Annotated in this window: 23 protein-coding genes and 2 pseudogenes; 10 read left to right on the forward strand and 15 right to left on the reverse strand. The window is 65.8% G+C overall.

Annotation, left to right across the window (positions count from 1 at the left end; translation table 11 throughout):
* The 3 genes from QZ609_RS11685 to QZ609_RS11695 all read right to left on the reverse strand — a co-directional run.
* On the reverse strand, positions 1-515 hold a 515-nt coding region (locus QZ609_RS11685), incomplete at its 3' end, for an alcohol dehydrogenase catalytic domain-containing protein (protein WP_295494480.1).
* 122 nt (positions 516-637) lie between these two features.
* Positions 638-1,978, reverse strand: coding sequence for an MFS transporter (locus tag QZ609_RS11690; RefSeq protein WP_295494483.1), 1,341 nt, complete (start codon positions 1,976-1,978; stop codon positions 638-640).
* Between the two features lie 121 nt (positions 1,979-2,099).
* Positions 2,100-3,155: a 3-keto-5-aminohexanoate cleavage protein gene (locus QZ609_RS11695; protein WP_295494485.1), complete on the reverse strand. Its 1,056-nt coding sequence runs from the start codon at positions 3,153-3,155 to the stop codon at positions 2,100-2,102.
* Positions 3,156-3,307: 152 nt separating this feature from the next.
* Between QZ609_RS11695 and QZ609_RS11700 the strand changes: the two genes are divergently transcribed.
* Positions 3,308-4,333, forward strand: coding sequence for an AraC family transcriptional regulator (locus QZ609_RS11700; RefSeq protein ID WP_295494488.1), 1,026 nt, complete (start codon positions 3,308-3,310; stop codon positions 4,331-4,333).
* Positions 4,334-4,356: 23 nt separating this feature from the next.
* On the opposite strand, the gene QZ609_RS11705 is transcribed toward QZ609_RS11700, so the two are convergent.
* From QZ609_RS11705 to QZ609_RS11725, 5 genes are all read right to left on the reverse strand, one after another.
* The gene (locus QZ609_RS11705) at positions 4,357-5,061 is read right to left on the reverse strand and encodes a hypothetical protein (protein WP_295494490.1); all 705 of its coding nucleotides are present in this window, start codon (positions 5,059-5,061) and stop codon (positions 4,357-4,359) included.
* 23 nt (positions 5,062-5,084) lie between these two features.
* Positions 5,085-6,197: a prolyl oligopeptidase family serine peptidase gene (locus tag QZ609_RS11710; protein ID WP_295494492.1), complete on the reverse strand. Its 1,113-nt coding sequence runs from the start codon at positions 6,195-6,197 to the stop codon at positions 5,085-5,087.
* A 5-nt stretch (positions 6,198-6,202) separates the two neighbouring features.
* Positions 6,203-7,042, reverse strand: coding sequence for a GyrI-like domain-containing protein (locus QZ609_RS11715; protein ID WP_295494494.1), 840 nt, complete (start codon positions 7,040-7,042; stop codon positions 6,203-6,205).
* A gap of 104 nt (positions 7,043-7,146) precedes the next feature.
* Positions 7,147-7,620 carry a RidA family protein gene (locus QZ609_RS11720; RefSeq protein WP_295494497.1) on the reverse strand — a complete coding sequence of 158 codons (474 nt, stop codon included), beginning with the start codon at positions 7,618-7,620 and terminating at the stop codon, positions 7,147-7,149.
* A 159-nt stretch (positions 7,621-7,779) separates the two neighbouring features.
* The gene (locus QZ609_RS11725) at positions 7,780-8,457 is read right to left on the reverse strand and encodes an SGNH/GDSL hydrolase family protein (protein WP_295494500.1); all 678 of its coding nucleotides are present in this window, start codon (positions 8,455-8,457) and stop codon (positions 7,780-7,782) included.
* Positions 8,458-8,574: 117 nt separating this feature from the next.
* On the opposite strand from QZ609_RS11725, the gene QZ609_RS11730 reads away from it, so the two are divergent.
* Positions 8,575-9,591: a 2-dehydropantoate 2-reductase gene (locus tag QZ609_RS11730; protein WP_295494503.1), complete on the forward strand. Its 1,017-nt coding sequence runs from the start codon at positions 8,575-8,577 to the stop codon at positions 9,589-9,591.
* Here QZ609_RS11730 and QZ609_RS11735 read toward each other — a convergent pair.
* The 3 genes from QZ609_RS11735 to QZ609_RS11745 are packed head-to-tail and all read right to left on the reverse strand — an operon-like array spanning position 9,585 to position 12,571.
* Positions 9,585-10,616 carry a cytochrome d ubiquinol oxidase subunit II gene (locus QZ609_RS11735; protein WP_295494506.1) on the reverse strand — a complete coding sequence of 344 codons (1,032 nt, stop codon included), beginning with the start codon at positions 10,614-10,616 and terminating at the stop codon, positions 9,585-9,587. The two genes, QZ609_RS11730 and QZ609_RS11735, sit on opposite strands and share 7 nt — an antisense overlap.
* A complete protein-coding gene (locus QZ609_RS11740; protein WP_295494508.1) occupies positions 10,613-11,986 on the reverse strand; it encodes a cytochrome ubiquinol oxidase subunit I in 1,374 nt (457 codons plus the stop codon). Before QZ609_RS11740 ends, QZ609_RS11735 begins: the two co-directional genes overlap by 4 nt.
* A 21-nt stretch (positions 11,987-12,007) precedes the next feature.
* Positions 12,008-12,571 carry a GbsR/MarR family transcriptional regulator gene (locus QZ609_RS11745; RefSeq protein ID WP_295494511.1) on the reverse strand — a complete coding sequence of 188 codons (564 nt, stop codon included), beginning with the start codon at positions 12,569-12,571 and terminating at the stop codon, positions 12,008-12,010.
* 606 nt (positions 12,572-13,177) lie between these two features.
* On the opposite strand from QZ609_RS11745, the gene QZ609_RS11750 reads away from it, so the two are divergent.
* The 4 genes from QZ609_RS11750 to QZ609_RS11765 are packed head-to-tail and all read left to right on the forward strand — an operon-like array spanning position 13,178 to position 17,206.
* Positions 13,178-15,556, forward strand: coding sequence for an MCP four helix bundle domain-containing protein (locus QZ609_RS11750; RefSeq protein ID WP_295494512.1), 2,379 nt, complete (start codon positions 13,178-13,180; stop codon positions 15,554-15,556).
* Complete coding sequence (locus QZ609_RS11755; protein ID WP_295494515.1) at positions 15,556-16,272, forward strand: methyl-accepting chemotaxis protein; 717 nt, start codon at positions 15,556-15,558, stop codon at positions 16,270-16,272. Before QZ609_RS11750 ends, QZ609_RS11755 begins: the two co-directional genes overlap by 1 nt.
* A gap of 11 nt (positions 16,273-16,283) precedes the next feature.
* Complete coding sequence (locus tag QZ609_RS11760; RefSeq protein WP_295494518.1) at positions 16,284-16,817, forward strand: hypothetical protein; 534 nt, start codon at positions 16,284-16,286, stop codon at positions 16,815-16,817.
* A 23-nt stretch (positions 16,818-16,840) separates the two neighbouring features.
* Complete coding sequence (locus QZ609_RS11765) at positions 16,841-17,206, forward strand: response regulator (RefSeq protein ID WP_295494521.1); 366 nt, start codon at positions 16,841-16,843, stop codon at positions 17,204-17,206.
* Positions 17,207-17,233: 27 nt separating this feature from the next.
* Here the strand turns inward: QZ609_RS11765 and QZ609_RS11770 are convergent, their stop codons facing one another.
* From QZ609_RS11770 to QZ609_RS11785, 4 genes are read right to left on the reverse strand one after another with little or no spacing between them, the layout of a single operon-like run.
* On the reverse strand, positions 17,234-18,637 hold the full coding sequence (locus tag QZ609_RS11770) for an HD domain-containing phosphohydrolase (protein ID WP_295494524.1): 1,404 nt from the start codon (positions 18,635-18,637) through the stop codon (positions 17,234-17,236).
* Between the two features lie 38 nt (positions 18,638-18,675).
* Positions 18,676-19,287: a chemotaxis protein CheC gene (locus QZ609_RS11775; RefSeq protein ID WP_295494526.1), complete on the reverse strand. Its 612-nt coding sequence runs from the start codon at positions 19,285-19,287 to the stop codon at positions 18,676-18,678.
* Complete coding sequence (locus QZ609_RS11780; protein WP_295494528.1) at positions 19,280-19,648, reverse strand: response regulator; 369 nt, start codon at positions 19,646-19,648, stop codon at positions 19,280-19,282. Before QZ609_RS11780 ends, QZ609_RS11775 begins: the two co-directional genes overlap by 8 nt.
* Before the next feature lie 10 nt (positions 19,649-19,658).
* Positions 19,659-21,047, reverse strand: coding sequence for an ATP-binding protein (locus QZ609_RS11785; protein WP_295494532.1), 1,389 nt, complete (start codon positions 21,045-21,047; stop codon positions 19,659-19,661).
* Between the two features lie 432 nt (positions 21,048-21,479).
* On the opposite strand from QZ609_RS11785, the gene QZ609_RS11790 reads away from it, so the two are divergent.
* From QZ609_RS11790 to QZ609_RS11805, 4 genes and pseudogenes are all read left to right on the forward strand, one after another.
* The gene (locus QZ609_RS11790; protein WP_295494535.1) at positions 21,480-22,940 is read left to right on the forward strand and encodes an alkaline phosphatase family protein; all 1,461 of its coding nucleotides are present in this window, start codon (positions 21,480-21,482) and stop codon (positions 22,938-22,940) included.
* 3 nt (positions 22,941-22,943) lie between these two features.
* The gene (locus tag QZ609_RS11795; RefSeq protein WP_365901433.1) at positions 22,944-24,161 is read left to right on the forward strand and encodes an alkaline phosphatase family protein; all 1,218 of its coding nucleotides are present in this window, start codon (positions 22,944-22,946) and stop codon (positions 24,159-24,161) included.
* 26 nt (positions 24,162-24,187) lie between these two features.
* Positions 24,188-24,370: pseudogene (locus QZ609_RS11800) on the forward strand (hypothetical protein); the annotation flags it as partial.
* Between the two features lie 135 nt (positions 24,371-24,505).
* Positions 24,506-24,586 (forward strand): annotated as a pseudogene (locus tag QZ609_RS11805) (GlsB/YeaQ/YmgE family stress response membrane protein); the annotation flags it as partial.

Consider the following 24,586-nt stretch of genomic DNA (forward strand, 5'->3'; position numbering starts at 1 on the left):
GTGCCGATCACGGTCAGGCCCAGCAGCTTGGCCCATTGCGAGACGATCAGGCCGACACCGCCGGCCGCTGCATGCAGCAGGACGGTGTCGCCCTTGGCGAACGGGTAAATCCGGCGCATCAGGTAGGCCGAGGTCAGGCCGCGCATGGTCATCGCCGCGGCGGTTTCGCAGGCGATGGCATCGGGCAGCTTGATGAGCGGCGCGGCGGGAATCAGCCGCTCCGTGCTGTAGGCGCCCAGCGTGTTGATGAAGCCCGTGTAGGTCACGCGGTCGCCCACTGCCACGTTGCTCACGTCGGGGCCGATGGCTTCCACCACGCCGGCGGCTTCGACACCCATGCCGGCCGGGCGCGGCACCGGATACAGGCCGGAGCGGAAATACGTGTCGGCAAAGTTCAGGCCGACGGCCTCGTGGCGCAGGCGCACCTGGCCGGGGCCGGGATTGCCCACCTCGACGGTTTCGTAGCGCAGGACTTCCGGTCCACCGGTTTCATGAAAGCGAACGGCGTTTGCCATGGTGTGTCTCCTGTTGGTTTGCGTTGTGTTGGGGTGCGCGCCGCCCGCGCGGCTCGCATGCGAGCTGCGGTCAAGGCGGGAGAGGGAGCGGGGTTGGCTCGGGTGGTCGGCGCGGGAAGAACTCAGGCCGATGCCACCGCCGGCGGGCTGGTGGCAGGCGCGGCGCCCATCGGCACATGCGCTACGCGGTGCAGCTCGGCTTCATAGCTGCGCGCGGCCAGCAGGAAGCATCCGGCGGCCAGCAGGCCGAAGGCCGGCATGACGGCCAGCGCGGTCTGCAGCCCCCACGCATCGGAGAGGGCGCCGCCCACGAACGGCCCGATTGCCAGCCCGAAGAGGTTCTGGAACAGCGACAGCAGCGCCGCACCGGTCGAGCGCACACCCGGGTGGATCACGTCGAACACCACGCTGGAGGCCGGCGCCACCGTGCACGTCATCAGAAAGCCGCCGAAGGCGATCAGCAGGAACTGCGGGTTGGGCGGCATGGCGGTGCCGAACGCGGTCATGAACACCAGCAGCGTGATGATGGCAAGCATGGCCACCGCGATCAGCCGGTTACGCTGCCGACGTGCGGCCACCACGTCCGCCACCACGCCCCACACGAACGCGCCCAGCGCGCCGCACAGCACCACCAGCGCTGCCTGCATGGCGGCGCGGTCAGGCGGCGTGCCGTGATAGCGGTTCAGGTAGCTCGGCAGCCAGGCCCAGATGGTCGACACCACGATCAGCTGGAAGGCCGCGCCCAGGCACGTCCACCAGAGCGTGCGCGAGCTGGTCAGGGCGGCCACCACGCGGTGCATGACCGTGCCGACGGACTGGTGCGCGAGCGCGCCGCCCGGCGCCATCGCCACGGTCTTGTAGTCCGGCACGAACAGGTACAGCAGGGCCAGCAGCAGGCCCGGCAAACCGACCACGCCGAAGGCCGCCTGCCAGCCCCAGTGCGCGGCAATCACGCCGCCCAGCAGCACACCGAGTACCGCACCGACCGAGCCGGCCGCAAAGAAGGCGCCCATCAGCGTGGCGCGCAGGCGCTTGGGAAACAGGCTCGCGATCAGCGCCGCGCCCACCGAGCCGTAGCCGGTTTCCCCCACGCCGACAATGGCTCGCGCGGCAAACAGCTGCGTGTAGTTGCGCGTGAACATGCATGAGATCGTTGCCAGGCTCCACACCGTGGCCATGATGACGATGCTCTTGACCCGGCTGAAGCGGTCCGCCAGCAGTGCCACCGGCAGGCCGCCCACCGCCACCACGATGGAGATGACCGACACCAGCGCGCCGAGCTGTTTGTCTGACAGGCTCCAGGCCGTCTTCAAATGCGGGAACAGCGACACGATGACCTGGCGGTCGATGTAGTCGAACAGCATCAAGGCGAACGTCATCGCAAACGCGAACCACGCTTGCGGTCGGCTGACCAGGTAGCCGTCGTTGTCGCCCGGGGGCAGGTCGGCAGCGTGCAGATTCATGGTTGTCTCCGAGGTGGCGGCGCTTGCGTTGAGCGCCGTCTTTAAGGGGTCCCGGTGAAGGTGGGCACAGCTTCGGTTGTTCGCCCGGCCTGCCACCTTCAGCAGGCCGGGCGGCGCGCGCTTAAGCGGCGCGCAGCGGCAGGTTCTTCACGTCGGGCGTGCGGTTGGGTGCCATGCCGTTCCTGGCCAGCGTCTCTTCCACGCTGTCGTACTGCACGCCGATCTTGTAGATCGCACGGGCTTCCTTGCCGCTGGCAATCTCGCGGCCCAGTTCGTGCGCCACACGCACACATTGCTCGACCTGCTGCACCGACGTCATGCGGTTGCCGTGCTGGTCGATGATGGTGTCTTCAATGCCGCAGCGCGGGTGCAGGCCCATTGCCATGGCCATCATGTTGAACGGCAGCACGTTCTTGAGCAGCGACTCCGCCGTCAGCGTACAACCGTCCGGCGCGCGGTGGATGAAGTTGAAGAAGTTGAACGGGTTGGGGCCGTCGAAGCCGCCGCCGATGCCGATCCACGTGAGGTTGAGCGGGCCCTTGTAGACGCCCTTGCGGACCAGGCGCTCCAGCGTTTCCAGCGCGTGGATGCCGGTCAGCTGGAAGTGCGGCTGCACGCCCGCGGCCTGCAGGCGGCGCAGGTGCTCTTCCACCCATTGCGGGCCGGCCGGCACCGTCATCTCGCGGTAGGCCTGCTGGTAGGCTGGGTGCGACAGGGAGGTGCCTTCCAGGTATTCCGGATAGAGCAGCTCCATGATGTTCATCTGCGTGGTGTTGATCGCCACCGTCACCTGGTCGGGCGTCGGGGTCAGGTCGGCGAGCATGTGGCGCGTGTCGTCGGACAGCCACTTGGCGGCCTGGCCCTCGTCTTCCGGGGCGAACGAGATCGAGCCGCCCACCTGGATGATCATGTCGGGCACCGCCGCGCGCACGCCGGCAATCAGCTCGTTGAACTTGGACAGCCGCTTGGAGCCCTTGCCGTCCAGCTCGCGCACGTGCAGGTGCAGCACGGTGGCGCCGGCGTTGTAGCAATCCACGGCCTTCTGCACCTGTTCTTCCATCGTTACCGGGATGTCTTCCGGAAAGTCTTCCGGCATCCATTCCGGGCCGTACGGCGCGACGGTGATGACGACCTTGTCCTGGTGCTCGGGGTGCAGCGAATCGTCCAGAAATTGCATGGCGTGTCTCCTGTTGGGGTCTTGGTGCTGGACTCCAATATAAGGAAGCGATAGCCTTGTATTTCTCTTTTGGCGCCATGTTTTTCGCTTTTCGCGCCATTCCGCGTAAACACCGAGACGCCCCCCGAGGGCCAAGCCGACAAGGAAGCGCGATGGAAACCATGGTGCGGGCACGGAGCCTGAACGGCTATTTCCAGGTGGTACGGCGCCTGGGCTTCAACCCGGCGGAGGCCTTGCGGCAGGCGGGGCTCGATCCGGCCAACCTGGCCGACCCGGAGCAACTGGTGCCGGTGGCCGCCACCTGCCAGCTGATGGAGATCACGGCCATCAGCGCGGTCTGTCCGACGCTCGGCCTGCAGATGGCCGAGGTGCGGCAGGAGCTGGATTTCGGGGTGCTCGGCCTGCTGCTGGCGCACAAGCGCACGCTGCGGGAGGTGCTGCAGGCCATCATCCAGTACCGGCACCTGCTCAACCAGGCGCTGGCGATCTATCTGGAATCCGAAGACGACATGGTGGTCATTCGCGAGGAGGTGATTGCCGATTCGCCGCTGCCGCTGCGCCAGGCCAACGAGCTGGCCCTGGGCGTGCTGGCCCGCACCTGCAGCGCGTTGCTGGGCGCGCACTGGAAGCCGCGCGCCGTCAACTTCACCCACGCGGCGCCGGCCGACGCAAGCTTGCACCGGCGCTTCTTCGGCTGCCCGCTGGTGTTCAACAGCGATTTCAACGGCATCGTCTGCGCCGCCGCCGATCTGGATCGGCCCAATCCGAATGCCGATCCGGAACTGGTGCGCTATGCCGAAAGCCTGGCCGAGCCGCTCAACGTGTCAGGGCCGGATGCGATCGTGCAGGAGGTGCGGCGCGCCATCTACCTGTTGCTGCCGCTCGAGCGCGCGTCGGTGGAGCAGGTGGCGGAACACCTGCACTTCAGCGTGCGCACCCTGCAGCGCCAGCTCGAGGGCGCCGACAGCAGCTTTTCCGAGCTGGTCGAGGAGGTCCGCCACAACCTCGCTGTCCGCTACATGATGAACCCGAGCTACCGCATCGGGCGCGTGGCCGCGCTACTTGGCTATACGCGGCAGGCGTCGTTTACGCGGTGGTTCATCGCGGGTTTTGGCATGACGCCAAGGGCGTGGCGGGCGCAGCAGGCTGGGCCATCTTTGGAGCCGGACGCGCGTTAACTGTCAGGGCGACAGACTTCCAGTTATCGCAGTGCGTGCAGGATCTGCTGCTCGTAGGCGGGCCAGTTTCGCGCCGAGTTTTCGATGACCAGCTTGTTCAGGGGGAGTCGGTCGAACAGCAGATCAGTCATGCGCCGGTAGTCGCGATACAGATCGACCAGACCTTTAAGGTCTGCGAGCTGCCGACGCGTGCAGTATGGTGCCGCCAGCTTCCAGTTGACTTGATAGGCCACCCAGTCATCGCCGCGCTCCACACAGATCGATCGGATGGACTGGTCGACATCTTCCTGGCGAAAGTAGATGACAAGCGGGTTCAACGGCGCGATGACCTCTGCCAGCGCATCGATGTGGCGGGCCAGGGCATCCGCGTCCATTTCCATCAGGAACAGGTTGGTCAGGTCGCCGTGGAATAGCTGGCCGTCCATGACGGGCACTACGCCACTTTTGCGCGTGGTTTCAACAAAGTCGCGCCACCGCACGACACTGCGCTGGGCAAGCTGCAGCGGCGTTGTATCGAGCCATGGCTCAAACCAATGTTCGAGCTCGTCGGTTGCCCGAACGGGATGCGGATCGGTGCGTTCGTGGATCGGCAGAGCTGGGCGATGGGCGTCCTGCAGGGACTTTGCAATGAAGCGCATCGTCGTCGATTTGCCGGAGCCCATGATGCCCTCGACGATGACTAGCCCGGTTGCATGCTGGGAATGCTCAGGCGGCAGGGGAGACTCCACGCTCATATCCGTCTCTGTTGTGTTCACGCTTTGGATGCCGGCAGCTTTGCCGCGAAGAAGTCTAGCGCGCGCCTGATCGCCCGTGCGTGAACAGCATCCCGATCGACGCCCGGATTATCCTTGCAGATCGTGGCCAGACGCTCGACCAGCGGTGGCAGGCACGTGTCGAGGAACGTGTAGTGTCCCGCTCCGGGGAGGAGCTCCACACTGGCTGCGGGCAGGAGTCCGGCAATGCGGCGGATATTGGTCTGGACCGGCGCGATGGAATCGTCACTGCCGGCCAACAGCGACACCGGGATGCGTACGTCGGCAAAGGACGCCTGATCGAACGCTTCCCCCAAGGCCGGTGCAATCGCAAAGATCGCCTTGATGCGCGCATCCCGGTAGGACGCCCCGGCCCGCGCCAGCGACGCCGTGGTGTCGGCGGACGGCGTGTCCGTTGCCTGCGTATCGTCCTGGACACGCCGCATCTCCGGCGGGTGGCAGATCGCATCGGCATCAGGCGACTGGCAGAAGCGCTGGAACGCCGGCAGGTTGGTGCGCGCGCCAGTCAGTTCCAGCACGGTATAGCCGCCCAGCGAGAAGCCCACCGCGCCGATGCGGTCGGTGTCGATATGGGCGCCCAGTGCCGCGTCGGCCAGCACGCCGTCGAGTACCTCGCTCACATCGGTGGCGCGCTCCCACCACAGCATGAAGCCGTCGCGCGTCAGCGGTTCCATGGCGTTGTTGCCGGGGTGGTTGACACCGGCCACGATGTAACCGTTGGCGGCCAGCGCGCCGGCCAGCCAGTCCAGGCTGTCGGCCGTGCCGCCGGTGCCGTGCGAGAGCAACAGGAGCGGGTACTTCGCACGCGCCGTCGAGAGCGGTGCCTTGTCCGCAAACGGGTGCCCCTTGAACGTCCGGCGCCCCGGTTTGCCGATGTCGTGCGGCGTTTCCGGCGTGCCGGCATCGACGGGGTACCAAATCGTGGTCACCAGTGCCTGCGTTTGGGCGCCGCGCCAGTGGCGGGCCGCATCGGGGTGGAACTGGCGCAGGGTTTCGCCCACGTGGTAGGGCGTGTCCGGGAGTGCGGCGCTGGCGCAACCCGCCCAGCATGCTGCCGCCGCCACCATGGCGGCCATCGAGAATCGAAGCATCGTCGTCAGTCCTTGCGGATGGGGATGAGGAGGTCGGTCACGCAGGCGTGACGCGGGTGCATCGGCGGGCTGCGGTACAGCTCCAGTGCGGGGCGGTCATCGGGCAGGTAGCCGCTGTGTGGCAGCCAGCCGCCGAACAGCGTTTCGAAGGTCGGCGAGATCAGTGCGTAGGGGCCGACCAACTGGTGCGAGGCATAGCGCCCGCCCGCGATCTGTACGCACTCGACGGGGGCGGTGGGTTCGACTGGCGTGGTCGGCACCACGGCGGCGAGGTAACGGAAACTGTCCGCCTCCTCCGGATCGCCGTGGCACAGGCCGATCCGCTGCAGGGTCTGCGGCACGGCACTGTCTCCGAACACCCTCTGGGCAAGCCTGCGGAAGGTCTGGCCGATGGTGGCGATGGGGCCTTCATGGCGCAGGCATAGCACCTCGACGGAGGGCAGTTCGATGACTTCGACGTGTGGCAGGTCGGCGCCGGCTTCGAGGCGTGCGGTGGCCAGATGTTGCTGGCGTGCCTGGAACGCGCTTGGGCTCACGCCGGCAAACGTGCGGAACGCCCGCGCGAATGCCTGCGGACTGTCGTAGCCGGCTTCCAGCGCAATCGACGTCACCGAATCGTCTGCCCGCGCCAGCCCATGCGCGGCTTGCGCCAGCCGCACGCGCTGGACGGTGGCGGCAATGCTCTCGCCGGTGAGCGCGCGGTAGATGCGATGGAAGTGGTAGGGCGACAGATGCGCGACGGCCGCCAGGCTGTCCACCGTATGAGGTGCACCGGGGTCGGCCACGATCGCCTCGATGACACGGGCGATGCGGCGGGCGTAGTCGCGTTCTGTGCTGGGTTTCATGGTGATGCCAGCATAGCGCGCCGGGTGCCCGCATGTGGTGCAGCCCTTGCTGGATTTGCCGCAATCCCGGCGGCCCGATGACAGTGCTGCCGAGCGTCATGCCACTACGGCAGCGCCGCAACGCACTCGATCTCCAGCAGGAAATCCGGATTCGGCAGCAGCGTGATGGCCGTGGTGCGGGCGGGGTACTTGCCCGCCTGGAAATGCGCCGCGTAGATGCGGTTCATCTCCTTGAAATCTTCGCGCCGGGTCAGGTAGACGTTCACCTTGACCACGCGGTCCCAGCCCACGCCCGCGGCTTTCAGGATGCCGGTGATGTTGTCCATCACCTGGTTCATCTGCGCCGTGAAATCGTTGACGGCCAGCTTGCCGTCCTTGTCGAACGCGGGAATGCCCGACACGAACAGCAGATTGCCGACCTTGACTCCCGGCGAGAACGGCGCGGTCGGGGCGTGCTGGCCTTCGGCATGAAGGTATTCGATGGGGGGCGAGGTGCTCGCAGCCACTTGCGCGTGGGCGCCCGCGCAGAAGAGCAGGCTGCAGCTGACCAGGGCGTCCGCGATGGGATGGGTTCGCATCTTGTCCTCCGATGCTGGGTGAGGCAGGCAATGGAGCCGCCGGGCGGCGCGGGACGGGCCCGCGGCTTGCTGGCTTCATGCTAGGTCGCGCGCGCCACCGGGCCATCCCCCAAACTGACGAACTTGGCCCACCCTGGGGCCCATCGTTTTCCCGAGGCCTTACACGCTGGCTTGCTTCCCGGGTTGGGCAAGCTCGCCACGCGCGAGCAGCGGCCCGACCACCCGCGCCATCGCCTCGCCCAACGTTTGATGCTGGTCGGCATCGAGGTGGATGCCATCGACACGGCTGGCGGGCGTGACGGAATTGGCATCGAACAGCGGACAGCCCAGTGCCTCGGCCACTTCCCGGTACGCCTGGGCGAGGCCGGCGCTCTTGCTCGCGGCACCCGCAAACTTGTCGGCCATCGCACCGGCCGGCGCGACGATGGCGGGGGGCACTACGATCACGACGGGCGGCATCGGCATGCCGGGTTCGACGGGCGCTTGCCGGATGGTCTCGACCAGCCGGGCGATGCCGCGTGCCGCGTCCTGGGCGGTGTGCTGGAACATCGCCTGGAAATCGTTGGTGCCGAGCATCAGGACCACCAGCGCCAGCGGTGCATGGGTTTCGACGCGCTGCGCCAGCCCGTGCAGCCCATTGCGCCCCGGCCGGACGGGATCGTCCAGCACGGTGGTCCGCCCGTTGAGGCAGTCCTCGATGACGCGCACGTCATGCCCCTGCGCCTGCAGCGCATGCTCCATCACGCCGGCCCAGCGTGCAGCAAATGGCAGGCGTGCCCGGGTGCCCGGGACGATGCCCCATGACAGGGAGTCGGAATACAGCAGGACGTGATGCATGGGATGCGGCTCGAAACGGCAAAGGCCGTATGGTAGGGCCGATTGATCGCCACTTGACAGTGTTGGCCGGCGTTTGTCGATTACGCTGGCGTCCGTTTCCCTGAATTGGAGTCCTGCATGGCAACGCTTTGCATCTACGGCGCCGGGTCCATCGGCTGCTATCTGGGCGGCCGGTTGCTGGCGGCGGGTAGCGATGTCACCTTCATCGGCCGCTCGCGTGTGGGCGATGAACTGCACCAGCATGGGCTTGCGTTGTCGAGTTTCCACGGCAAGCACGGGCAGGTCGAGCCGCCCAACATCCGGTTCTCAATCGATGCCTCTGCGGCCGCCACCGCCGATCTGGTGCTGGTGACGGTCAAGTCCGCCGCCACGCCCGAGGCGGCCAGAGAGCTGGCGCCGGTGCTCAAGCCCGGCGCCATTGTGATCAGCTTCCAGAACGGCCTCTCCAACGCCGAGGTGCTCCGCGCCGCGTTGCCGCGGCACACCGTGCTGGAGGGCATGGTGCCGTTCAACGTGGTCTCGCGCGGGCCGGGGGCATTCCACCAGGGCACGGGCGGCGAGCTGGAGGTCAAGGCCTCGCCTGGGCTGCAGCCGTTCGTGCAGGACTTCGCGCGGGCGGGTCTACCGCTGATCCAGCATGCGGACATGCTGCCCGTGCAGTGGGCCAAGCTGCTGCTTAACCTCAACAACGCGATCAATGCGTTGGCGAACCGGCCATTGAAGGAGGAGTTGTCGCAGCGCGCCTACCGGCGTTGCCTGGCGATGGCGCAGGAGGAGGCGCTCCGCCTGCTCTCACGGGCGGGCATTCGCCCGGCCAAGCTGACGCCGCTGCCGGCCACGTGGATCCCCCGCATGCTGAGCCTGCCCGATGGCCTGTTCGCCAGGGTGGCCGGCAAGATGTTGGCGATTGATCCGCTGGCGCGCTCATCGATGTCGGATGACCTGGCGGCCGGGCGTGCCACGGAGGTGGACTGGATCAGCGGCGAGGTGGTGCGGCTGGCCGAGCGGCTTGGGCGCACGGCGCCGGTCAATGCGCGGCTGTGTGCGCTGGTGCATGCGGCTGAGCAGAGCGCCGAACGCCCCGCCTGGTCTGGCGGGGCGCTGCTGGAGGAATTGCGACGCGCCATTCAGTAGTACCGCAGCTCCGTCGCCTTGCCGTGGAACACCTTGTAGGCATAGATGGTGTACGCCACGATGGTCGGCAGCACGATGGCCACGCCCACCAGCATGAACTCCAACGACTCTGGCGCGCTGGCGGCCTGCCAGATGTCGAGCCGGTCGACCACGAGATACGGGAACAGGCTGTAGGCGAGGCCGTTGAAGGCCAGCAGGAAGATCGCTGCGGTGCCGACAAAGGGCGCCCACACGAGGTGCTCGTCGCCGCGGGCGATCTGTGCGGGGAGGCGGCGCAGTACCCAGTCGATCAGGCCGAACAGCACCACCGTCACCAGCGGCACCGGCGCCAGCAGGATGATGTTCGGCAGCGCGAACCACTTGTCGAACACGCGCGTGCTGACCCACGGCGTGGCCAGCGACACGGCCGCCACGCCCAGCGCGGTGAACCATAGGCTGCCGCGCGCCCAGTCGATGGCGCGCTGCTGCAGGGCGCCTTCGGTCTTCATGATGAGCCAGGTCGCACCCAGCAGCAGGTAGCCCGCGATCAGCCCGCCCGCCGTGCAGATGGCGAAGATGACATTGGCCGCGTTGTACTGGAAACCGGTGATGTACAAGCCCAGCATCACGCCCTGCGACGCCGTGGCGATGACCGAGCCCGCATAGAACGCGCGGTTCCACCACGGCTTGTGGTGCGCGCGCGCCTTGACGCGAAAGTCGAACGCCACGCCGCGCAGGATCAGCCCGAACAGCATCAGGGCCACCGGCAGGTACAGCGCGCCCAGGATCTCGCCATGCGCGGCCGGAAACGCCACCAGCAGCAGGCCGACACCGAGCACGAGCCAGGTTTCGTTGGCATCCCAGAACGGGCCGATGGAGGCGATCATGGTGTCCTTCTCGGCGTCATCGGCGCGGCGCAGCAGGATGCCGACGCCGAGGTCGTAGCCGTCCAGGATCACGTAGGCCAGCACGGCAATGCCCATCAGGGCCATGAACACCACCGGCAGCCAGCCGGCGGGTTGGGTGAGGTCGGGGAGGGTGTTCATGCTTGGCTCCGGGCGGGGGCGGTGAATTGCGGGGCGTGGGTGCCCGGGATGTCGGCGTCGGTCGGGTGGATGCTGCCCCCGGCCTTGCGCGCGAGGTAGAACACCACGGAGACATACGAGGCGATCAGGAAGGCGTACAGCGCGAGGTACATCGCCAGCGTGGTGCCGATCATCCGGGCGGGCACGCTGGAGGCGGCCTGCGCGGTGGTCAGCACGCCGTAGACCAGCCACGGCTGACGGCCGATTTCCGTCACGTACCAGCCAGCGACGACGGCCAGCCAGCCGGCGAACGTCATCGCCACCAACGCGCGGGCCAGCCAGCGTGGCAGGTCGCCGCCTCGACGCAGAAACCATGCGCTGCTCCACGACACCGCCAGCATCAGCAGGCCGATGCCGACCATCAGCCGGAAGGCAAAGAACACCGGCAGCACGGGCGGATGCCGGTCGAAGGCATCCAGCCCCTTCACCTCGCCATCCATCGAGTGCGTGAGATAGATCGACGCCAGCTTGGGCACGGCGACCTCGAAGCGGTTGCTGCGCGTGGCTTGGTCAGGGATGCCAAACAGCACGGCGGGCACGCCGCGCTCGGTCTGCCAGATGCCTTCCATGGCGGCCAGCTTGGCCGGTTGGTGCTCCAGCGTGTTGAGGCCGTGCGCGTCGCCGGCGGCGATCTGCAGCGGGATCAGCATCGCTGCCAGCACCACGCCGGTCTTGAGCGTGGCGCGCACGTCGTCGCTGCGGTCCTGCCGCAGCCAGCGATATGCCGACACGCCCGCCAGGATGAACGACACCGTCAGCCCCGAGGCCAGCAGCATATGCGTGAAGCGATATGGGAACGACGGATTGAAGATGATTGCCAGCCAACTAACCGGATGCGCGCGGCCGTCGATCATGGTGTAGCCGGTCGGCGTCTGCATCCACGAGTTGAGCGCGATGATCCAGAACACCGAGATGGTGGTGCCCAGCGCGACCAGGAAGGTGGCGAAGGTGTGAATGCGTTCGCTCACGCGGCCCGTACCGAACAGCATGATGCCGAGGAAGCTCGCCTCCAGAAAGAACGCGGTCAGCACCTCGTACGCCAGCAGCGGCCCGGCGATGTTGCCAACCGTGTTCATATAGCCCGGCCAGTTGGTGCCGAACTGGAAGCTCATCGTCACCCCGGACACCACGCCCAGCGCGAACGTCAGTGCAAAGACCTTCACCCACAGGCGGTACGCGGCCATCCAGGCGTCATCGCCGGTCTTGCGATAGCGCAGCTTGAAGAACAGCAGCACCCACCCGAGCGCGATGCTGATGGTGGGAAAGAGGATGTGGAACGTGATGTTGGCGCCGAACTGGATGCGCGCCAGGACAACAGGATCAAGTGACATGGTGTTTCTCGGGGGGCGTGACTACGACTTGTTCTTGCCGCCAACGACGACGGCCAGCTTGTTCTTCATCTCCAGCAGCTTCTGCACCTTGGCGCCCATCTTCATGAGCTGCTGCAGGGATTCGACGTCGAGCTTCTGCACGTCGTCAAACCAGGTCGTGACCAGGGTGATGAGCTGGTACATCTCTTTCATGCGCGCCTGGGCGTGGCGGTCGTCGGGATCGGTGGGGGATTCGAGCATGACGTCGCGCAAGAGCGAGAGCGTCGGGTCGATCTCGCGCTTGCGGCGCTCTTCGGCCAGCGTGCGGAAGATGGTCCAGATGTCGTCGGGGGCGGAGAAGTACTCTCGCCGGTCGCCGGGCTTGTGCGACAACCGCACCAGCTTCCACGACTCCAGCTCCTTCAGGCCGATGCTGACGTTGGAGCGCGAGAAGCCCAGCGCCTCGGCGATCTCATCCGCGTTGATCGGCTCGCGCGCGGCGTAGAGCAGGGCGTAGATCTGGCCGACCGTGCGGTTGATGCCCCAGCGGCTGCCCATCTCGCCGAAATGCAACACGAAGCGCTGTTTCAAGGGAGAAAGTTGCATGGTTTTGATCTTTCTCAATTTTCAGTAATTTCTGAAAGTTTAGTGCGCTGCGGCAAAGGCGCAATGCGGCGCGCTGTCGCGGGGCAGGTGCAGCGTGGAGCACGTTGCTACGAGACGCGTCTGTCTTCCGGGGCTGGGCCCGGTGCGAGCAGGATCTTGTCGGGGATTGACGTCAGGAGCGAGCGGGGTGTCCGCAATCTGTCGCGTCAAAATGCGAGGAGGATGAAACGTCGTTTTTCCGCATTTGGAATAACGGCGTCTAAATTGAATATTGAATGGATATGAGATTATCCATATCGGTGATTAACGGCAGATTCTTGAAAAGCTTTAGCGCTAACAAGGGCGTCCCCTCCTTCAGGAGGGAGTGAGTCCGGTCTGGCGTGGATTCAAGCGGGGTAAGGCAACGCGGCCCGATGCGCGCACACGTTTTCGTGGCATCGAACACGCGGTTCAGGGGTGTTGTCGATGAACATGTTCACAATGTGGCATTCATCGATTGGTCATATTTACACATCAATAATTGCGCCGCTGAATTTCAATCGCGCAAATGGGTCGCGGTGTCTTTCCTTTTGCGGGAATTTGTCGACCGGACAGAGAGCTTTTCAAATGACCATTCGTCATCGCATTACATTGCTGGTGGTGCTGATGTTCGTCGCGCTGGCGGCCATCGGCGGCTACGCGGTCTACCAGACCCGGGGCAGTGCATCGGAAGTCCGGCAGGTGACCGAGGGCGTGGTGCCGAGCGCGCTGGCCTCGGCCGACCTCGTCTCGCTGGTCAAGGATGTGCAGCTGGCCACGATGGTGCTGGTCTACGCCCCGGACGGCAACATCGTCGCGCAGGCCAAGGACGACCTGAAGGCCAAGGAGGCCGCGCTGCAGGCTGCCCTGGACGTGCAGACCAAGCACGCCAACAGCCACGCGCAGGAAGGGCTGGTCACGCAGGCCAAGGAGAGCATCGACAACTACTTCGAGGCGATCCAGCAAACCATCGACATGAAGCTGGCGGGCAAGAACGAGCTTGCCCAGGCCTTCCTGTTTGCCAATGTGGCCAGCTATCGCGATGTGCTGGAGAAGATCGTCGAGACGCTGCGCATCGAGAAGAACCGCGAGAAGGACGACGCCATCACGGTGCTCAACGGCAAGCTGGCGACCACCGCCACCGCCATCGGCGCCGTGAGCGGCATCGCCATCGTGCTGCTGACCGCGATCGGCATGCTGCTCTACCGCCAGATCACGCGCCCGCTCACGCGCATGCAGGCCGAGATGAGCGAGATCGCCACCAGCCAGGATTTCACGCGCCGGGTGCCGGTGGTCCGCATGGACGAGATCGGCCACTCGGTGGTGGCGTTCAACCAGATGATTGAAAAGATCCAGGAGAACGCGCTGCTGCTCAAGCAGAAGACCGCCGACATCCAGGCCATGCTGCAGAACATGCAGCAGGGCATCCTGACCGTGGTCGACGGCGCCGTGGTGCACGAGGAGTATTCGATCTATCTCGAATCGATCTTCGAGACGCAGGACATTGCCGGCCGCAAGCTGATGGACCTGATCTTTGCCGATACCAACCTGGGCGCCGACGCGCTGTCGCAGGTGGAAGCGGCAGCCGATGCCTGCCTCGGGCAGGACGTCATCAACTTCGCCTTCAACCAGCACCTGCTGGCCAGCGAAGTGGAGAAGCGCATGCCGGACGGCCGTGTGAAGACGCTCGACCTGTCGTGGTCGGCCATCACGGATGAGAGCGACACCATCCTGCGCCTGATGCTGTGCGTGCGCGACGTGACCGAACTGCGCAAGCTGGCGGCCGAAGCCAGCGAGCAGCGCCGCAACCTCGAGATCATCGGCGAGATCCTGGCGGTGAGCCAGGAGAAGTTCCAGCACTTCATCGACAGCTCGACCAGCTTCGTACACGAGAACGAGCGCATCATCCGCCAGTACTCGCAGGCCGACAGCGACGCCATTGCGGCACTGTTCCGCAACATGCACACCATCAAGGGCAACGCGCGCACGTACAACCTGCAGGTCCTCACCAACGTCGTGCACGAGACTGAGCAGACCTACCACGCGCTGCGCGAGCCCGGCACCGAGCACACGTGGGACCAGGACTGGCTCATGCAAGAGCTGGCGCAAGTGCGCGAGACCCTCGAAAACTACGCCCGCATCAACGAAGTCAGCCTGGGCCGCAAGGGTGCCGGCGGTGATGCTGGCGCCGCGCCGACCGCCTCCGAAGCCATGTCGCGCGTGCGCGAAAGCCTGCGCCTGCTGGAGACTGCCAACCCCGGCAGCCTGTACGAAATGGTCTCGATGCGCGACTCGGTGTATCAGCTGCTGCGCCTGCTGGGCAGCGAGACCGTGGGCGAGCTGCTGTCCGGGGTGCTGCAGTCGCTGCCGTCCCTGGCCCGCGAGTTGGGCAAGGAGCCCGCGTCCGTCCACGTCGACGACAACGGCTACCGCGTGCGCAGCGAGGCCGGCGCCGTCCTGCAGAACGTGTTCACGCACCTGCTGCGCAACTCGATCGACCACGGCATTGAACCCGCCGACGTGCGCACGGCCAATGGCAAGCCGGCCGCCGGGGCGATCGCCATCGAGGTGGGCGTCGACCAGGGCATGCTGCAGATCACGCTGTGCGACGACGGCCGCGGCCTGGCGCTGGAGCGCATCCGCGGCATCGCCGTCGAGCGCGGCTGGATTGGCGCCGACGAGCGCCCGAGCGATGAGGACATCGCCCAGTTCATCTTCCGCCCTGGCTTCTCGACGGCGGAAACGGTGACGGAGGTTTCGGGGCGCGGGGTTGGCATGGACGCTGTGCAGGCATTCCTCAAGCGCGAGCACGGCCGCATCGAATTGCACTTCACCGATGACCACAAGGGCGCGGCGTACCGCCAGTTCCAGACCGTGGTCTGCCTGCCCGAGCGTTTTGCCGTGGACAGCGTCGGCGCAGCGCTCGGCGGTCAGCCGGAGGCACAGATGGATAAGGAAGCATCGTAATGGGATCGATTGTTCTGGCCATTCTGGCCGGCGGCTTGGTGGTGGGCGTGGTGGCATGGCTCGCGCACCAGCGCAGCGCGAAGGCCGCGGCGCAGGCGCTGGCCGACGCCAAGGGCCGCATCGCCACGTTGTCCGCGGAGCTGGCGCAGCAGGCTGCGCTGGTCGAGCAAGGCGGGCGGGACGTGCAGGCATTGGAAGCCACGGTTGCCCAGCAGAATGAAGCCGCCGCCAAGCAAGCCGAAGCGGCCGAGCAGCTGCGCACCGAACTGAAGGCCGCCACGGACGACAAGGCGCAGTGGGCCGGACGCGCCCGGCAGATCGCCGAAGAAGCCGTGCGCTTGCGCGGCCTGGCGCTGACCTTCGAGCGCTGGCATGAGCAGATGATCTCGCTCATGGAGCAGAACCACGACATGCACGCCAAGAACCAGGAGCTGCAGTCGATCGTGCGGCACGTGGTGATCGTCTCGCTCAACGCGTCGATCGAGGCGGCGCGCGCGGGTCAGGCGGGGCGCGGCTTTGCGGTGGTGGCCAGCGAGGTGCGCTCGCTGGCGGGGCGCTCCGAAGAACTGTCGAAGAGCTACCGCGACAGCCTGCACCGCAACGACCTGACCACCACCGCCACCTTCCAGGACATCCAGGCGGGCGGGAAGATGATCACGGCATCGCTGTCCAGTGTTGAGTCGCTGGCGAGCCAGTTTCAAACTCAGCTTCACTAGGCAGATACCACGTGATCAGCAGTAACGCGCAAGACAGTTTCGACCGCATCTTCCGCAAGGCCGCGCGCACCCGGCTCGCGCTGCACGCGGAGGACGCCTGCCACATTGCCGCTGCGGAGCCGGGCGATGCCAAAGGGGGCGAGCAGGCGCTGATCCTGACCATTTCCTCCATGGTGTTCCGCCTGCTGCTGGTGCTGCGCTTTGACGACACCGAGAGCACGCGGGCGTATTTCAAAGGTGAGGCATCGGGCCGCTCGTTCGAAGAGGCGTGCCTGGAGATCGGCAACCTGTGTTGTGGCGCCGTCAACCAGGAGCTGCTGCAGGTGTTTCCGGACCTCGGCATGTCGACGCCCTACGCGGTGAGCGCGCGCTGCGTCCCGTATCTGGAAGTCCTCAAGCCGGGGTATCTGGCCGCGTATGCGGTCACCATCAACGACGCGGTGCGGGTGGCCGCCACCGTCTGCGTGTGTGCGCACGCGCCGCTGGATTTCGTTGCCGATGTCAGCGACGAAGTCGAGACCGGCGGCGAACTTGAACTGTTCTGATTGCGAAAAGAGAGGAAAGACCCATGACCAAGATCCTGGTGGTCGACGATTCGAGCACCGTGCGCGACGAGGTGGCCGGTTTCCTGAAGAAGAACGGCCTGGCGGTCGACACCGCTGTGGACGGCAAGGACGGCCTGGCCAAGCTCAAGGCCAACCCCGGCATCAAGCTCGTCATCAGTGACGTGAACATGCCCAACATGGACGGCCTGACCATGGTCGAGAAGCTGCGCGGCGAGCTCGGCAACAAGACCGTCAACGTCATCATGCTCACCACCGAAAGCAGCCCCGCCATGAAAGAGCGAGGCAAGGCCGCCGGCGTGAAGGGCTGGATCGTCAAGCCGTTCAAGGGTGAGGCGGTGCTCGAGACGTTCAAGAAACTGGCGAGCTGAGCGGCGCCCGCCCGCCGCCGGCATGCGTCACGCGCCGGGCGGCGCCAGCATGTCGGCGTGGATCACGATGGCAAACGGCGCATCCTCGGTCGCCTCGAAGTGCTTGATCTGCTCGACCTGGTGCGCGCTGACGGTGCTGTCGCGGGTGATGAGCAAGACGCCGCGGCGCGTCAGCAGATCGTCTGCCAGGCGCATGCCTTCGCGCAGGTCGCCCGAGCGGATCTGACGCACGGCGGGCGCTTCCTGCTGCTCCTTGAGCACGGCAAGGAAGCGCACGACCACCAGGGGATCGTAGCGTAGCCCGGATTGCGACTTGATCATCTCCACCGCCTGCTCGGGCGGAATGCGCTGCTTGACGATCTCGCCGGCCTGCAGGCCCACGTAATCGCGTGCCACGGCCACGATGCGCGAGCCGATCGGGATGCTGTCCCCCGTGAGGCGGTCCGGTGTGCCGCGTCCGTTATAGCGCTCGTACTGGTGCAGGATGATGCGCGCGACCTGCTCCAGCTGAGACACCGGCGTGAGCACCATCTGTGCCCGCAACGGGTGCTGGTGATATAGCTTGAACTCCTCTGGCGAGAGCCGATCGAGCGACCGGTCCAGGATGTCGTCCGGCAACGAGAGTTTGCCGATGCCATGCAGCAGGCCAGCGTGCAAGATGTCCTGCGCATGCAGCTCACTCAAGCCGCACGCCAGCGCGATGCGATGTGCCAGGTCCCCCACGCGTATCGACTGGCCACCCATGACCCCGCAGCGCAGCTCGATCATGCTGGCGCAGACCTGGGCCATGTTGGTGAAGTTGTCTTTCAGGTCGCGCTGGGCACCCTCCAGGAACAGCACGGTCTGGCGCAGTTCTTCGGTACGCGCTTCCACCTGGGTTTCCAACCCCGCGTTCATCAGCTGCAGCCGCTCGTTCTGCAGCTGCGTCAGGTCGGTCAGCCTGGCGGCTTCACGAGTCAATGCGCGCTGCTCGATGGCGCGCTGCACGGTCAGCAGCAGGTCATGGTCGTCCCAGGGCTTGCTGAGGTAGCGATAGATGCCGCCTTCGTTGATGGCGCGCACCGCCGAGTCGATCTCCGAATAACCGGTCAGCAGGATGCGCATCGTCTCCGGAGACAGCACGCGCGCCCGCGACAGGAACTCGGCGCCGTTCATGTTGGGCATGCGCATGTCGGAGATGATCAGGTCGACCGGATTGGCGGCCAGCAACTCCAACCCCTGCGCGCCACCCTCGGCCGTCATCACGCGATAGCCGGTGGGGCGCAGCAGGCGCCGCAGGGCCGATAGCACGCCCGGTTCGTCATCGACCAGCAGCACCAGTGGGGCCAGCGTGACAGGCGATGTCGGGAGCTGCGGGGCGGCGGCGGCCTGTTCGCCGGTTGCCGCGGGCGGCGTTTCGGTGTGCTGCGCTGTGTCTTGGTCGGAGATCATGCCGGGCACCTTGTTCACGATGGGTCGGATCGGTCGGGCTATAGCGCTTGCAGGAACTGCTCGAGCGCGCTTTTCATCTTGCGGATGGCGGCTTCGGGCATCAGCAGCACCAGCTGGGCGGTAAAGCCGCCGCGTTCCAGCGCGAAGCGGACTTCCAGCAGCAGCGCGATGTCCCAGCGCCCGAATCGCTCGTCGCACAGCGCGTTGGCCAGCGCTTCGGGCGGCACAAAGCTTGGGCGGGCAAAGGAGATCCTGCGGCCCAGCTGCTCGAAGACGCTGCGCACGCAGGCCCCGACCAGCAGGTTGGCAATGTCCGACAGCACCTCGTTGGCGGCAGTGCCGGTGCCATCGGCATAGCCCATCAGCTCTTCCAGCTCTTCGAGGCCGTCTTTGCCGAACAGCACGATGGCCTCGCCGGAAATATCGGATTGAAATGACTGCCGCACCGGCAGCGGGCCGTTGCCCATGAACTGCGGCGACAGCACTTCGGCGCGCAGCTGGGCCGCACTGGCCAGCTTGATGTCCGGCACCGACAGCTTGACGAAGGTCTCCAGCAACTCGGCCAACGCCGCACCAGCCTTGCCCATGCCAATGTTGGCAATCTCCTGCAGCGCGTCGCGCTGCTCTTCGTTCAAGGTCAGGTCATTCATACAAGCCATACCTCCGCAAAATGGGCAGGATGCGATCCGACGACACCGGCTTGGCGACAAAGCCGATCGCGCCCAGCGCCTTGACGCGTGCCACCGCACCGGACTGGATGTCGGCGGACACGACGATCACAAACGTATCCGTGCCCGCCAGCCGGATCTGCTCCAGCACCCGGAAGCCGTCCATGTCGGGCATGGTCAGGTCGAGAAAGACCACCACGCCCCGGCCGGCCCGGAACTGCGCGAGCGCCTCGGTGCCGTTGGTGGCTTGCGTGACCTCGATATCCCAGTCGGCGGGCAGGGCGTTGAGCAACAGCCTGCGTGCCAGCGTTGAGTCGTCTGCGATCAGGACGGGAAGTGCCATGGTGTCCTCGTTAGGCGACGAGATCGGATGCCCTGCGTTTTTCGCCCGCATCGGCAGGTTTGGTCGCGCGTTTGAGCGGCAGAGTGACCCGGAACGTGGTGCCCACGCCCAACGTGCTCGAGACGTCGATCCGGCCGCTGTGCGCGTTGACGATGCCGTAGGTGACCGACAGCCCAAGCCCCGTGCCCTGGCCGACGGGCTTGGTGGTGAAGAACGGGTCGAAGATGCGCGTGAGGTTTTCCGGTGCAATGCCGCTGCCGGCGTCGGCCACCTCGAACCAGACGTGTTCCGGGTCGGCGGCATCGAAACCGGTGCGCAGGGTGATGGTGCCGCGCTCGCCGGCACGCCTGCGCTGTCCTCCGTAGGACTGGGCGGCATTGACGACCAGATTGAGCACCACCTGGTTGATCTGCGACGGAATGCAGGACACCGGTGGCACCTCGCCGTATTCGCGCACCAGCTCGGCCTGGTACTTGATTTCGTTGTGCACGATGTTCAGCGTCGATTCGATGCAGCGGTGGATGTCCACCTGCTCCCACTGGTGCGCACTGTCCACGCGGGAGAAGTCGCGCAGGTCGACCACGATGTCGCGCACGCGCGCCAGGCCTTCCTTGGATTCGCTCACCAGCACCGGCGTGTCCATCACGAGGTAGTCGAAATCGGCCGTCTTCGCCAGGGCCGCCAGCTGGGCCGCGAGCGCCGGCCGCGCCTCGCTGGCCAGGCGCTCCACGTCGCGCGCGTAGGCGATCAGCGTGTCGAGGTAGCGCTGCAGGGCGTTCAGGTTCGACAGCACGAAGCCGACCGGATTGTTGATCTCATGCGCGATGCCCGCCGCCAGCTGGCCGATGGCCGCCAGCTTTTCCGACTGCAGCAATTGCTGATGCGCCTGCGCGAGCTGGTCGTTCAGGGCGGACAACTGCGTGTTGCGCACCGTCAGTTCCGCCAGGGCATCGGTCGCCACTTTTTCGCGTTTGCGCAATTCGCCCAGCGCCAGGCAAATATCGGTGGCGTCGATCAGGGTGACGCCCACGGCAATGACCGAGCCTTGACCATCCTCAATGGGAATGAAACTGCAGTTCTGCCGCATCGAATCGATCGTGTCCGTAATGGGACGCGTGTGATTGAAGCGGAACAAATACGGGCGATGCTCCCAGGAGGTGTAGGTCGATACCCCCAGAATGAATACGCTCTCGATTTTCTTGCGCAGCCACTTTTCCGGCAGCTCCGGAAACAGGGCGAACATGTCCTGGCCGATCACATCCTCGCTTGCACGGCCGCTGTGGTACTGCATGAAGCGGTTCCAGCTGAGGATGCGCATGTCGCGGTCGACCGAAAAGACGCCGCAGTTGACGAGGTCGACAATCGCCTCGGATAACTGGATTTCGGTAATGTGCGACATAGTTCAGGGCCCTCAAATATGAGTCCTGCATTAAATTGAAGTCTGTCTTGCTTCGCATTTTGAAATGCATCGACAGGATTTTTAACGACGCCTGGGCAAGAAAAGATAATAAGTAATATCCCTTAATCCGCGAAATATCCATTGGGTCGGTATAGGGAGTGTTTTTGCGCGATATGAAAATCGCGTGAATCAGGGCGCGCTATTTTTGATGCCAGTCGACGAAGGCCTGTGCGCGCATCGGGTCACGTGCGTGGATGCAACAACGAACAGCCGGCATCAGCGTCACGTGCCGCCTACGCCGCATCCCAGCCTGTTTGGATAAGAGCGCCGCCTCTACTGCACCGTTTTGTCAAAAACCTGCGCTGACCGCGCTGCTAGTGTCCGCCCGTCCCCATAACGCCCACAGGGCGATCGACGAGCAGGAGCGGCAGCATGACAAAGAAGGACCCCACAGCGCGTTTTCGCACGCGCCGACGCCTGATTGGCGCGGCGGCGGCAACCCTGGCCGGCGCCGGCCTCACCGCCTGCGGTGGCGGCGGCGGTGATGGCGCCAGCGGCAGCAATGGCACCACCGGCACGAGCAGCACCAGCGGCAACCAGACCAGCACGCAGCCCGTCATCGGTGCGCCCGGGCCGGCCGGGCTGATCCCGCCGGTCCTGCCCAATCCGTTGCAATCGGGCATCGACCACGTCGTGCTGGTGGTCATGGAGAACCGTTCCTTCGACCACTACTTCGGCTGGTTGCCCGGGGCCGACGGCAAGCAGGCCGGGTTGCAGTTCGTCGACGCCTTCGGCAACACGCAGAACACGTTCCGCCTGGCCACCAACCCCAAGTACGGCTTCCAGGGCTGCACCTTCGCCGACCCGGACCACAGCTATGAGGGCGGCCGCACCCAGCTCAACGGCGGCAAGATGGACGGCTGGCTGCAGACGGCCGACACCAACAAGACCCCCGGTGATCTGTTCCCGATTGGCTACTACCAGGCGGAAGACCTGTCGTTCTTCGGGCCCGCTGCGCAGCACTGGACCATCTGCGACCGCTACCACTGCGGCATCCTGGCCGAGACCTATCCGAACCGCTTCCACCTGATGTGCGGCGAGACCGACCGCCTGCACAATTCGACGGCCACCTGCACGCTGCCGACCATCTTCGACCGCTTTGCGGAGAAGGGCGTCTCGTCCAACTACTACTTCAGCGATGTGCCGTTCACGGCGCTGTTCGGCACGAAGTACCTCAACCTCTCGAAGCCGTTCGCGAGCTTCCTAACGGATGCCGCCGCCGGCACGCTGCCCGCGTTCTCGTACGTGGACCCGCGCTTCACGGGCGAGAACCCGCAGGGCATCTCGGCCGATGACCACCCGAACTCGGACATCCGCAACGGCCAGGCCTTCCTCAACCAGATCTACGACGCCGTGCGCAACGGTCCCGGCTGGGGCAGGACGCTCATGATGATCGTCTACGACGAATGGGGCGGCTTCTTCGACCACGTGCCGCCGTTCAAGCGACCCGTCTCTGCGGCGGAGACGCTGCTCGGCAATGACGGCTATGTTGGCTTTCGCGTGCCGCTGGTGCTGATCGGGCCCAAGGCCCAGCGCGGTCACGTCAGTCATTGGCCGCTCGACCCGAGCTCGATCCATGCATTCCTGGCCTGGCGCTTCGGGCTCAATGGCCTTGGCGCGCGCGCGGGGCTGCCGGACACCAACTCGATTGCCTACGCGCTCGACTTCACCTCGACGCTCGACCTCACCGCGCCGGCCTTCACCGTGCCGCAGGGGCCGTTTGGCGGCGTGTGCGCGGGGTCCATCACCGGCAGTGTGCCGGGCTTCAACGGTATCCCCGGCATCAGCGAGCTGCGCACGCTGGCCGGGTCGCTCGGCTTTCCTCTTCCGTAAATCATGTCGATCATGCGATTTCTGAACACGCGCCTGCTGGCGGTTTCCCTGGCGTTCTTGCTGGCCAGCTGTGGCGGCGGCAGTGGCAGCACCACCGCTGCGGATGCCGGCACCTCCGCCAACGCGGCCAGCCCCGCGCCCGCCACCCAGCCCGGGCAAACGCCCGCGACGCCTTCCACCAGTGCCAGCGCCAAGACGATCGGCCACGTCTTCGTCATCGTGCTGGAGAACAAGGGCTACACCCAGACCTTCGGCGCCGGCAGCCAGGCGCCTTACCTGGCGACCACGCTGGTGAGCCAGGGCGCGCTGCTGACGCAGTACTACGGCATCGGCCACAACAGCAACGACAACTACCTCGCCATGATCAGCGGCCAGGCGCCGAACGCGCAGACGCAGGCCGACTGCCAATACTTCACCGACTGGCTGGGTACCACCAGCCCCGATGCCAACGGCCAGGTGACCGGCACCGGCTGCGTGTACCCGGCCGCCATCGCCACCATCGCCAGCCAGCTCGATGCCAAGAGCCTGGCCTGGCGCGGCTACATGGAAGACATGGGCAACGACCTGACGCGCGACGGCAGCACCACGTGTTCCCACCCCGCGCTTAATGGCAAGGATGGCACGCAAACCGCCACCGCCACCGACGGCTACGCGACGCGCCACAACCCGTTCATGTACTTCCACTCGGTGATCGACAACGCGCCAGCCTGCAACAGCCATGTCGTGCGGCTCGACGCGCTCGCCACCGACCTCGCCAGCCCGGCGACCACGCCGGCGTTCTCCTTCATCGTGCCGAACCTGTGCAACGACGGCCATGACGACCCGACCTGCGCCGACGGCAAGACCGCCGGCGGCCTGCCGGCCATCGACCGCTTCCTGCAAGCCTGGGTGCCGCAGATCACCAACTCGCCCGCGTTCCGCAAGGATGGCCTGCTGATCATCACCTTTGACGAGGCGGGCACGAGCGACACCACCGCCTGCTGCGGCGAGCCCTCCGGCCCCAACACGCTGCTGCCCGGCCTGACCGGCCCCGGCGGCGGCCGGATTGGCGCGGTGCTGCTGTCGCCGTTCATCCAGCCCGGCACGGTCAGCAACACGCCCTACAACCACTACGGGCTGCTCAAGAGCGTGGAGGATGTCTTCAGCCTGTCCCATCTCGGCTATGCCGGCATGAGCGGCCTGCAGGGCTTCGGCAGCGACGTGTATACGGCCGCCCATTGAGGCGGCAACCCGACGGCCTCTGCGACAGCCAGTTCAGCCTGGCGACCGCGCAGCAGACCGACGGCATTACCCAGGTGAGCCAGGCCGTCGGCCATCTGGACCAGGTCACGCAGGAGAACGCCGAGCTGGTGGGGCAGAGCGCGGCAGCCGCCGAGGGCCTGCGGGTGCAGGCGACCCGGCTGGTGGAGGCGGTGAACGTGTTCCGCTGAACAGCGTCGCGGGCGGTCGGGCGGCCGCCTGCAATTGCAAAAACCGCGTGCACCGCACATGGAGATTGTGCCGTCTTCGCCTACTATGCCTATGCAGCAGCACACGTCGAAACGCACATCCTTTGGAGTAAAAACATGGGCGCACATGGTTTGATTGCCTGGCTGGTGATTGGCGCAGTGGCAGGTTGGCTGGCCGGCATGCTGGTCAAGGGCGGC

The organism is uncultured Ralstonia sp. (assembly GCA_913056305.1).
Lineage (GTDB): Bacteria > Pseudomonadota > Gammaproteobacteria > Burkholderiales > Burkholderiaceae > Ralstonia.